The organism is Cedecea colo (assembly GCF_011808225.1).
In the GTDB taxonomy this organism is placed as follows: Bacteria; Pseudomonadota; Gammaproteobacteria; order Enterobacterales; family Enterobacteriaceae; genus Dryocola; species Dryocola colo.
Genome location: NZ_SOYS01000001.1, coordinates 957,030 through 967,723 on the forward strand (window position 1 = coordinate 957,030; position 10,694 = coordinate 967,723).

At 53.0% G+C, this 10,694-nt stretch carries 9 protein-coding genes and 1 pseudogene; 7 read left to right on the plus strand and 3 right to left on the minus strand.

Going from position 1 to position 10,694, the window contains the following annotated elements; genetic code table 11:
• Window position 1: 1 nt before the first annotated feature.
• A complete protein-coding gene (gene hemA, locus E2L00_RS04325) occupies window positions 2–1,258 on the minus strand; it encodes a glutamyl-tRNA reductase (RefSeq protein WP_167607443.1) in 1,257 nt (418 codons plus the stop codon).
• Window positions 1,259–1,461: 203 nt separating this feature from the next.
• Between hemA and lolB the strand changes: the two genes are divergently transcribed.
• From lolB to dauA, 4 genes are all read left to right on the plus strand, one after another.
• Entirely contained in the window at window positions 1,462–2,085 is a 624-nt protein-coding gene (lolB, locus tag E2L00_RS04330) for a lipoprotein insertase outer membrane protein LolB (RefSeq protein WP_167607445.1), read from the plus strand.
• Between the two features lie 2 nt (window positions 2,086–2,087).
• Window positions 2,088–2,954, plus strand: coding sequence for a 4-(cytidine 5'-diphospho)-2-C-methyl-D-erythritol kinase (ispE, locus tag E2L00_RS04335; protein ID WP_167607585.1), 867 nt, complete (start codon window positions 2,088–2,090; stop codon window positions 2,952–2,954).
• A gap of 130 nt (window positions 2,955–3,084) precedes the next feature.
• Window positions 3,085–4,032 (plus strand): ribose-phosphate diphosphokinase, encoded by a 948-nt coding sequence (gene prs / locus E2L00_RS04340; RefSeq protein WP_008454180.1) that lies wholly within the window; start codon window positions 3,085–3,087, stop codon window positions 4,030–4,032.
• A gap of 117 nt (window positions 4,033–4,149) precedes the next feature.
• Entirely contained in the window at window positions 4,150–5,826 is a 1,677-nt protein-coding gene (gene dauA, locus E2L00_RS04345; RefSeq protein WP_167607448.1) for a C4-dicarboxylic acid transporter DauA, read from the plus strand.
• A 50-nt stretch (window positions 5,827–5,876) separates the two neighbouring features.
• Here the strand turns inward: dauA and ychH are convergent, their stop codons facing one another.
• Window positions 5,877–6,155, minus strand: a complete 279-nt coding sequence (gene ychH, locus E2L00_RS04350) for a stress-induced protein YchH (protein WP_167607451.1) — start codon at window positions 6,153–6,155, stop codon at window positions 5,877–5,879.
• A gap of 274 nt (window positions 6,156–6,429) precedes the next feature.
• Between ychH and pth the strand changes: the two genes are divergently transcribed.
• The 3 genes from pth to E2L00_RS04365 all read left to right on the plus strand — a co-directional run bounded on the left by pth (window position 6,430) and on the right by E2L00_RS04365 (window position 9,650).
• The gene (gene pth / locus E2L00_RS04355) at window positions 6,430–7,014 is read left to right on the plus strand and encodes an aminoacyl-tRNA hydrolase (protein ID WP_167607454.1); all 585 of its coding nucleotides are present in this window, start codon (window positions 6,430–6,432) and stop codon (window positions 7,012–7,014) included.
• Between the two features lie 136 nt (window positions 7,015–7,150).
• Entirely contained in the window at window positions 7,151–8,245 is a 1,095-nt protein-coding gene (ychF, locus tag E2L00_RS04360; protein WP_167607457.1) for a redox-regulated ATPase YchF, read from the plus strand.
• 214 nt (window positions 8,246–8,459) lie between these two features.
• The gene (locus tag E2L00_RS04365; protein WP_167607460.1) at window positions 8,460–9,650 is read left to right on the plus strand and encodes a tyrosine-type recombinase/integrase; all 1,191 of its coding nucleotides are present in this window, start codon (window positions 8,460–8,462) and stop codon (window positions 9,648–9,650) included.
• A gap of 57 nt (window positions 9,651–9,707) precedes the next feature.
• On the opposite strand, the pseudogene E2L00_RS04370 reads toward E2L00_RS04365, so the two are convergent.
• Window positions 9,708–10,639 (minus strand): annotated as a pseudogene (locus E2L00_RS04370) (IS30 family transposase).
• Window positions 10,640–10,694: the final 55 nt, after the last annotated feature.

The window sequence follows — 10,694 nt, forward strand, 5'->3', positions numbered from 1 at the left end:
GCTAATCCAGCCCGAGGCTGTTGCGCAGGATCTGCAGGCGTTCGTCATCCCCGTCACGGGCAGCCTGCGTAAGCGATTTGGTTGGGGCATGGATCAGGCGATTGGTTAATTTCCAGGCCAGATCCTGAAGGACGGTTTCGGCGTCAGCACCCTGAGAAAGCGCGGCGAGTGCTTTGCCAGCCAGATCGTCGCGAATAAGCTCCGCCTGGCTGCGATAATCGCGGATAGTTTCGGTTGCGCTTTGGGCGCGCATCCAGGCCATAAATTCGCTGCATTCCTGCGCCACGATGGTTTCAGCCTCCGCCGCTGCGGCTTTACGCTGCGCGAGGTTGTTCTGAATGATGGCCTGCAGGTCGTCTACGCTGTAGAGATAGGCGTTAGCGAGCTTACCCACTTCCGGTTCCACATCGCGCGGCACGGCAATATCCACCAGCAGCATAGGTTGGTTACGACGCGCTTTCAGGGCGCGTTCTACCAGGCCTTTTCCAATAATTGGCAAAGGGCTGGCGGTGGAACTGATGATGATATCGGCGTCTTTCAGGCGGCTGTCGATATCGCCAAGACCGATGACTTCGGCTCCGACTTCATCAGCCAGCGCCTGCGCTCGCTCGCGGGTACGGTTGGCAATAATCATTTTCTGCACGTTGTGTTCGCGCAAATGACGGGCGACGAGTTCAATAGTTTCGCCAGCGCCAACGAGCAGCACGGTCACACCGGAGAGGGATTCAAAGATCTGGCGCGCCAGCGTACAGGCGGCAAACGCCACCGAGACGGCGCTGGCACCGATATCCGTTTCCGTACGAACCCGTTTCGCCACCGAGAAAGATTTCTGGAACATGCGTTCCAGTTCGCTGGAAAGCGAATGCCCTTTTTGCGAGTCGGCGAACGCTTTCTTGACCTGGCCCAGAATTTGCGGCTCGCCAAGCACCAGTGAATCCAGACCGCTGGCAACGCGCATTAAATGGCTTACGGCGTCGTTATCATGATGCCAGTAGAGGCTGTTACGCACTTCCTCTTCTTTAAGGTTGTGGTAGTCGCACAGCCAGCGCACCAGCCGTTCGTGCAGGTTGTCCTGCTCTTCAACGCTAAGGTACAGTTCGGTGCGGTTGCAGGTAGAAAGCACTACGCCGCCCTGCACCATAGGCTGTTCCAGCAGGCTACCCAAAGCCTGGTCGAGCGTGTCCGGCGAAAACGTTACGCGTTCTCGCAGCGATACTGGAGCAGTTTTGTGGTTGATGCCTAATGCTAACAGGGTCATTGAGCGGTCTGAGTAATACCGATGTTGATAAGGATTTCTGCGCGCATCATACAGGATGCGCGCGGTCAATAAAAGAGAGCCACCTCTTACAGAGTATCAGGTCAATTTGTGATTTAAGACAACTTGACCGTAGACGCCCTGCCGGGGCACCGCTAGCATAAACGGTTAACCACTATAACGATTTCTAAGGATTCACTGCCGCTATGATCATGCCTAAAGCCCGTCTGATGCGCCTTCTGCCACTCGCAAGCCTGGTTCTGGCCGGGTGCGCTGTCAATCAACCGACCGGTCCTGGCAAAAGTCCGGACTCGCCGCAGTGGTTACAACACCAGCAACAAGTGCAAAAAATCACCCAGTACCAGACGCGTGGCGCTTTTGCTTATCTCTCCGATAGTCAAAAAGTATATGCGCGTTTTAACTGGCAACAAACCGCGCCGGACAGATACCGTTTATTGCTGACTAATCCCCTTGGCAGTACCGAGCTTGAGCTGAACGCACAGCCGGGTAAAGTGCAGCTGGTCGATCGCAACGGTAAACGTTACGAAGCGCAGGATGCAGAAGATATGATTGGCCGCCTGACAGGTATGCCTATTCCATTAAACAGCCTGCGCCAGTGGATACTTGGCCTGCCGGGCGAAGCCACCGACTATAAGCTCGATAATCAGTATCGCCTGAGCGAAGTAAATTACACTCAGAACGGCAAAACCTGGAAAGTGGTGTACAGCGACTACAACGACAAAGTGCAGCCCGCCCTGCCGTCTAATATGGAACTGCGCGAAGGTGACCAGCGTATCAAGCTGAAAATGGATAACTGGACGGTTAAATAATGATTACCCGCTGGCCGTCTCCCGCAAAACTGAACCTTTTTCTGTATATCACCGGCCGTCGGGCAGACGGCTACCATAATCTACAGACGTTGTTTCAGTTTCTTGATTATGGCGACACCCTCATTATTGCGCCGCGCCAGGACGGCGTGCTTCAGCTCCTGACGCCGGTTGAAGGTGTGCCAGACGATGAAAATCTGATAGTCCGGGCTGCGCGTTTACTGATGGACGAAGCGCAGCGACTGGGCACGCTGCCAGCTGGCGCAGGCGCTGATTTACGCGTAGAAAAGCGTTTACCAATGGGCGGAGGGCTCGGCGGAGGTTCTTCGAACGCGGCGACGGCGCTGGTTGCGCTCAATCACCTCTGGCAAACCGGGTTGAGTGAAGACCGGCTTGCCGCCCTTGGCGTTACGCTGGGCGCTGATGTTCCGGTTTTTGTTCGCGGCCACTCAGCCTTTGCGCAAGGGATAGGAGAAATTCTCACGCCGGTGGAACCGGAAGAAAAATGGTATCTGGTTGCGCATCCGGGCATAAGCATTCCGACGCCGGTTATTTTTAAAGATCCTGAGCTACAAAGGGATACCCCGCCCCGCACGATTCAGACGTTGCTGGATTGTGAATTTAGAAATGATTGTGAGGTTATCGCAAGAAAACGTTTTCGTAAGGTTGATGAGCTGCTTTCCTGGCTGTTAGAATACGCGCCGTCGCGCCTGACCGGCACCGGCGCTTGCGTGTTTGCTGAATTTAACACCGAGTCCGAAGCCCGCCAGGTGCTTGAGCAAGCCCCGGAATGGTTGCATGGCTTTGTAGCGCGAGGCGTTAATCTCTCCCCGCTGCATCTGGCCCTTTCCGGGCAAGCTGAGCATTGGTGACAACGTCACCTTGTTTCAGACGTTGCATCAAGCTCTTTAAACACCGCCTGGATGGGTGTTGCCCCACCCGCCATCCGCACTGTTGCGGTAGCAGCCATCCGCCACTGGACGCATGCCTGAGGTTTTTCTCGTGCCTGATATGAAGCTTTTTGCTGGTAACGCCACCCCGGAACTAGCACAACGTATTGCCAACCGCCTGTACACCTCTCTTGGTGACGCCGCCGTCGGACGTTTTAGCGACGGTGAAGTAAGCGTACAAATCAACGAAAACGTACGCGGTGGTGATATTTTCATCATCCAGTCCACCTGTGCACCAACCAATGACAACCTGATGGAACTCGTTGTTATGGTCGACGCCCTGCGCCGCGCTTCTGCAGGTCGTATTACCGCTGTTATCCCTTACTTTGGTTATGCTCGTCAGGACCGTCGTGTGCGTTCTGCCCGTGTGCCGATCACCGCGAAAGTAGTTGCTGACTTCCTCTCAAGCGTTGGGGTTGACCGTGTTCTCACCGTGGACCTGCACGCAGAACAGATTCAGGGCTTCTTCGATGTGCCGGTAGACAACGTTTTCGGTAGCCCAATCCTGCTGGAAGATATGCTGCAAATCGGCCTGGAAAACCCAATCGTGGTTTCCCCGGACATCGGCGGCGTGGTCCGTGCCCGCGCTATTGCTAAGCTGCTGAACGACACCGATATGGCCATCATCGACAAACGTCGCCCACGCGCTAACGTTTCTCAGGTTATGCATATCATTGGTGATGTATCCGGCCGTGACTGCGTGCTGGTTGACGATATGATCGACACCGGCGGCACCCTGTGTAAAGCAGCGGAAGCGCTGAAAGAACGCGGTGCTAAACGTGTCTTCGCCTACGCAACCCACCCGATCTTCTCCGGTAACGCGGTTCATAACCTGCGTAACTCAGTTATCGACGAAGTTATCGTTTGCGATACCATCCCGCTGTCTGATGAAATTAAAGCGCTGCCAAACGTCCGCACCCTGACCCTGTCCGGGATGCTGGCCGAAGCAATTCGCCGTATCAGTAACGAAGAATCAATCTCTGCGATGTTCGAGCATTAATCGAATTCGCTTAAAAGACCCGCTGCGGCGGGTTTTTTCGTTTGCAGAATTTATTTTTAGCACGGCCTCCTTCACCTGCCATTAATGACAGATGATGCGCTCACGGATGGAATCAATGTGAAAAACGTATCTTCTTCTACCGTTATGCCTTTTCGTGCCCTGACAGACGCCTGCTGGCGCGAAAAATATACCCTTTCCCGTTTTACCCGCGACGCCATTGCGGGAATTACCGTAGGCATTATCGCCATTCCTCTGGCGATGGCTCTGGCTATCGGCAGCGGCGTTGCGCCGCAATATGGGCTCTACACGGCAGCAGTTGCAGGGATTGTAATTGCGCTAAGCGGCGGTTCGCGCTACAGCGTTTCCGGGCCAACCGCGGCTTTTGTGGTCATCCTTTATCCCGTTGCACAACAGTTTGGCCTTGCCGGTTTGCTGATCGCCACGCTCATGTCCGGCCTGTTTCTTATCTTCTTTGGTCTGGCGCGTTTTGGCCGTCTGATCGAATATATCCCGCTGCCCGTGACGCTCGGCTTTACCTCGGGAATCGGGATCACTATCGCCACCATGCAGGTGAAGGATTTCTTTGGCCTGCGGCTTGAGCACGTGCCGGAACACTACCTGAACAAGGTTGCCGCGCTGGCGATGGCCATGCCGACGCTGAATTTTGGCGATGCGGTTATCGGCATCGTGACGCTTGCCGTTTTGATTCTCTGGCCACGTCTGGGGATTCGCCTGCCGGGGCATTTACCCGCGCTGCTTGCGGGCTGTGCCGTTATGGGTGTTGTGTATTTAAGCGGCGGTGATGTCGCCACCATCGGCTCGCGTTTTCACTACGTGCTGGCGGATGGAACCCAGGGCAACGGCATTCCGCAACTGCTGCCTCAACTGATGCTGCCCTGGGAGCTTCCTGATGCAAGCTTTACCCTGAGCTGGGATTCTCTCTCCGCCCTCCTGCCGGCCGCGTTTTCCATGGCAATGCTTGGCGCGATTGAATCCCTGCTTTGCGCCGTCGTTCTTGACGGTATGACCGGCACCAGGCACAACGCTAACGGCGAGCTTATCGGCCAGGGGCTGGGTAATCTCATCGCGCCCTTCTTTGGCGGCATTACCGCCACGGCAGCCATTGCCCGCTCGGCGGCGAACGTGCGTGCTGGCGCAACCTCGCCGGTGGCAGCCATTATTCACTCCCTGCTGGTGATCATGGCGCTGCTGGTGCTGGCGCCGTTGCTCTCCTGGCTGCCGCTTTCCGCCATGGCCGCGCTGCTGCTGATGGTCGCGTGGAACATGAGCGAGGCGCACAAAGTTATCAATCTGCTCAGGCGCGCGCCGAAAGATGACATCATCGTGATGCTGATATGTATGTCGCTGACCGTGCTGTTCGATATGGTGATCGCCATTAGCGTGGGGATCGTGCTGGCTTCGCTGCTGTTTATGCGCCGCATAGCAAGAATGACAAGGCTAGCTCCGCTGAATATCACCACGCCGGAAGGTGTACTGGCGTTTCGCGTTACCGGCCCGCTATTCTTTGCCGCAGCGGACGGGCTGTTTACCGACTTATGTCAGCGCATAGAGCAAAATCACATCATTATTCTGCAATGGGATGCCGTTCCGGTGCTGGATGCCGGCGGGCTTGATGCGTTTGGACGCTTTGTGGAAAAACTACCGCAAGGGTGTGAGCTACGCGTTACGAATCTGGAGTTCCAGCCGTTGCGAACGCTCGCTCGTGCAGGCATAAAGCCGATAGCCGGCCGCCTGGCTTTTTTCCCTGATGTTCAGGCCGCGCTTGCGGCCTGAAACAAAAAAGCTCCATCAAATGACGGAGTTTTTATAGATTTGTTTACCGTTTAACTGTGACCATGGCGATCGTCGCGACGGCAGCGTTTGTCATAGTGGCGTACCCACCAGTAGCGGTCACAAACCTGCTCGTGGCCGCCGACACGCGCTCCGGCAAGCCATAACACGGCACCTACAAAAATGCTCAGCACGGCGCCGTGAGCAAAAAACTGCGGGAGATTGAACTGCGGCAACTGGTTCAGAATGGAATAACCCACGCCAACCACCATGACTATCAGCCCCAACCCCATAAGCATATTACCGAGTAGCGAAGCGTTTTTGCGTTTCATCTGTCACCTCCGGATGGTTCAGGGTTAGCGGGGAATACCCCCTCTCCTTGTGTGTAAAGTATAGACAACACCATCCGCAAGTATGTGCGCCAGCGGTCACAATTACGAATGAAAGTATGACAAAAGTTTACAAATAACCCGCTGAATACCATGAAATTCTAATGGTCTCGCTATTGAATTATTCAATAGTTTGACTACTGACGCATTGCGCTTTGTCATCACGCCGGCAGCGCAGTAAACTACGCGGCTTGAGTCTGCTTTCAGGAAAGAAAACGTGAGTATTAAATTGATCGTCGGCCTGGCCAATCCGGGTGCGGAATATGCGGCAACTCGCCATAACGCCGGGGCCTGGTATGTTGACTTACTGGCCGAACGCCATAATCAGTCGCTAAAAGAAGAAGCGAAATTCTTCGGTTATACCGCACGCATTAACCTTGCCGGTGAGGATGTTCGCCTGCTGGTGCCGACCACGTTTATGAACCTGAGCGGCAAAGCCGTAAGCGCCATGGCAACCTTCTTCCGTATCGCACCGGAGGAGATGCTGGTTGCGCACGACGAGCTTGATTTGCCGCCGGGAGTGGCAAAGTTTAAACTCGGCGGCGGCCACGGCGGACACAACGGTTTGAAAGACATCATCAGCAAGCTGGGCAATAACCCTAACTTTCACCGCTTACGCGTCGGCATTGGTCATCCGGGTGATAAAAGTAAAGTTGTTGGCTTTGTACTCGGCAAGCCGCCGGCCAGCGAACAAAAACTGATCGATGAAGCAGTAGACGAAGCGGCACGCTGCACGGAAGTCTGGCTTAAAGAAGGGCTGACTAAAGCCACTAACCGCCTGCATGCTTTTAAGGCGCAGTAACGCCTGCAAGGGCCGCCTGAGCCTATTTCCACGCCCCTTATAAACGGTTTACGTGTATAATAGGCAAAGTTATCTACTTTTTTCATTGAGTTAATAGCAACTCATTGATTATCAAGCAATTAAGGTGATTTAAACCATGGGATTCAAATGCGGTATCGTCGGCTTGCCGAACGTCGGTAAATCCACCCTGTTCAACGCGCTCACCAAAGCGGGAATCGAAGCCGCTAACTTCCCGTTTTGTACCATTGAGCCGAACACCGGCGTGGTGCCAATGCCGGACCCGCGACTGGACAAGCTTGCCGAAATCGTAAAACCTCAGCGCATTCTGCCAACCACCATGGAATTTGTGGATATCGCGGGCCTGGTAAAAGGCGCGTCTAAAGGCGAAGGCCTGGGCAACCAGTTCCTGACCAATATCCGCGAGACCGAAGCAATCGGCCACGTGGTGCGTTGTTTCGAGAACGACAATATTATCCACGTGAATAACAAAGTGGACCCGGCTGACGATATCGAGGTTATCAATACCGAGCTTGCGCTTTCCGACCTCGACACCTGCGAACGCGCTATTCATCGCGTGCAGAAAAAAGCCAAAGGCGGCGATAAAGATGCGAAGGCTGAACTGGCCGCGCTGGAAAAATGTCTGCCACAGCTTGAAAACGCGGGCATGCTGCGCGCGCTGAAAACCCTGAGCGATGAAGACAAGGCCGCCATCAAATACCTGAGCTTCCTGACGCTGAAGCCAACCATGTATATCGCCAACGTCAACGAAGATGGTTTTGAGAACAACCCATACCTGGACAAGGTACGTGAAATCGCCGCTGGCGAAGGATCGGTGGTTGTTGCCGTATGCGCAGCGGTTGAATCCGATATCGCTGAACTCGACGATGCGGATCGTGACGAATTTATGGCAGAGTTGGGCCTGGAAGAACCCGGTCTGAACCGCGTTATTCGCGCCGGTTATGAGCTGCTGAATCTGCAAACTTACTTCACCGCAGGCGTGAAGGAAGTACGCGCATGGACTATCCCTGTTGGCGCAACCGCTCCACAGGCTGCCGGTAAAATCCACACCGACTTCGAAAAAGGCTTTATCCGCGCACAAACCATCGCTTACGAAGACTTCATCACCTACAAAGGTGAGCAAGGTGCGAAAGAAGCGGGCAAGATGCGTGCAGAAGGCAAAGATTACATCGTTAAAGATGGCGACGTGATGAACTTCCTGTTCAACGTCTAAATAAGTTTTGTTGTCTCATGCGGTTTCATTGAATCTCATGAAAAAACAAAAAAACTATAAAATCCACGTAATTACGTGGATTTTTCGTTTCATGGCGTCTCAGGTGATATCGTGGAAGCGCAGTTAAAAGTGAGTACAAATGTGAGTACAATTAACTTCCATCTTCATTCCAGGTGAGTACAATAACGGTATAAGAAATATACAAGGAATCGTTATGCTCACTGATACTCAATGCCGCACAGCAAAATCTAAAGAAAAGCTTTACCGGCTCAATGATTTCAATGGGCTGTATCTCGAGGTAAAACCCAACGGCAAAAAAGCGTGGCGTTATCGATTTAAGTTCAACGGCAAATCGAGCATGTTTGCACTGGGTGAGTATCCTGCGGTAAAACTCGCTGAGGCGCGCGAGAAATGCGAGCAAGCACGTAAGCAAGTTGCAGATGGGATAAACCCGGCACAGGCCAGGCAATTAGATAAGATCCGCAAGGTCAACGACGCATCTAACACCTTTGAGCTGATCGCCAAAGAGTGGTTGCAGATGAAAGACTGGGCAGAAATCACCAAAGCGCGCCGCCTTGATATGCTGGAACGAGTCGTCTTTCCCGCCATCGGCAAACTTCCTATCAGGGAAATAACCCCACACCACATTCTTAAAATTCTTCAGGAAACTGCTAAACGAGGAGCACCGACAGTTGCCGCTGAAGCCCGTCGAACCATTTCATCAGTTTTCGAGTTGGCAGTAGCTAAGCTTAGAGCTGATAGCGATCCTGTCTGGCCTGTGCGTAAGGCCCTTCCGGCCAACAAGACACAGCACAAACAGGCATTAAATCCTCAGCAAATCGGGAAGTTATTAAGCTGTTTTGACAATAGTCGTGGCTCATACCAGGTTAACTATTGCATGTGGCTAATGTGGTGGACGCTGGCGCGACCAGCCGAAGTCACCGAGGCAGAATGGGCGGAATTCGATCTTTGTAACGCACTGTGGACCATTCCGGCAACGCGCATGAAAGCTCGTAGGGAACATGTTATTCCCCTTCCCTCTCAAGCTGTCAAAATGCTCAAAACGCTACAAGGATTAACCGGGCATCGGCAGCACCTTTTCCCGGGCAGAGATAATCCGCTAGGCCCGATGACATCCCACTCTCTACGTCAGCTACTTAAAAGCCTCGGTTGGAGTGGAACTTATAGCCCACATGCAACCCGAACCACAGGAAGTACTCGTTTAAACGAGATGGACTATCGGCCTGATGCTATTGAAGCCCAACTTGCGCACGCAGATACCAACAATGTTCGTCGCACATACAACCATGCGACCTATCTTGATGAGCGTAAAGTGATGATGCAGGAATGGGCTGATAAACTGGATAAGTGGGTAGCAGAGCCCCGTTCAATCGTGAGTATGTAGCCAAACCCTCTGACTCTAAACCTGAACATCTCAGGTTGTCCGCTTTGTGCTGTGAGTTCAACCGATGGATGCAACACATTGATTGAACCGCTCTGCGGGTGATTCATAGTCCAGCGTTTTTCTCGGCCTCTCGTTGAGCTGTCTGGCGACACTGTTTAGTCTTTGTTGGCTGTGCACTGATAAGTCAGTTCCTTTTGGAAAATACTGTCTGAGTAATCTGTTTGTATTTTCATTTGAGCCGCGTTGCCAGGGAGATTGAGGATCACAGAAATAAATCTGAATGTCTGTCGCTACAGTAAATCGGGTGTGGCTGGTCATTTCAGCCCCCCGATCCCATGTCAGTGTTTTGATCCTAACCCTTTCCCTTTAAGCGATGACATTCTGGATCTACGAACCGCTCTTCCACTTCTGAGACATTGCTGCAGTTCTTTTTTTAATGCCCCCCGGGTTTGTATAAAAAGCGTTTTATATATCGTTTCGTGTGACACATGCATTTCCTGATTATCCGGATAACAGCGTTTCAGCCAACCGGCGATCTGTTCCGGCGACCAGTCCTGATGCATCTTCTCTGCAATGATTTTACACAATGTGGGGCTTTCAATTAGCTTGCAAGGTTTTGGTCTCAGCGCATTTCCCCACGCAGCAGCATCGGCTTTTGCTGCACGGTATTGTTTGGCACCTCCGTGCCTCCTGACCTCGCGGCTAATCGTTGAGGGCGCTCTTGATAATTTGGCAGCGATGTCTCTGATACTGAGTTTTGCTACCAGTCCTCTGGATATCTCCTCTCTTTCATCAAGCGAAAGCGCTAATCGGTGCCGCTTTCGCACGGAAGGACGGTAGCCGCCTGTCTGGTGGATAGTGGGCATAATAGATGAATGATATCTGTCGAACATTCTGGCGATATCATGCAGGGAATCGCCTTGCTTATATCTGTCCCAGATAATCGCCTTCTGCTCTGGCGTGTAGTTAATCCGAGTTCTTCGTTTCATGGCAACGTCCCCCTTGATTAAGGATAGCGTTGCATCGACCCATTGAACTCACAGC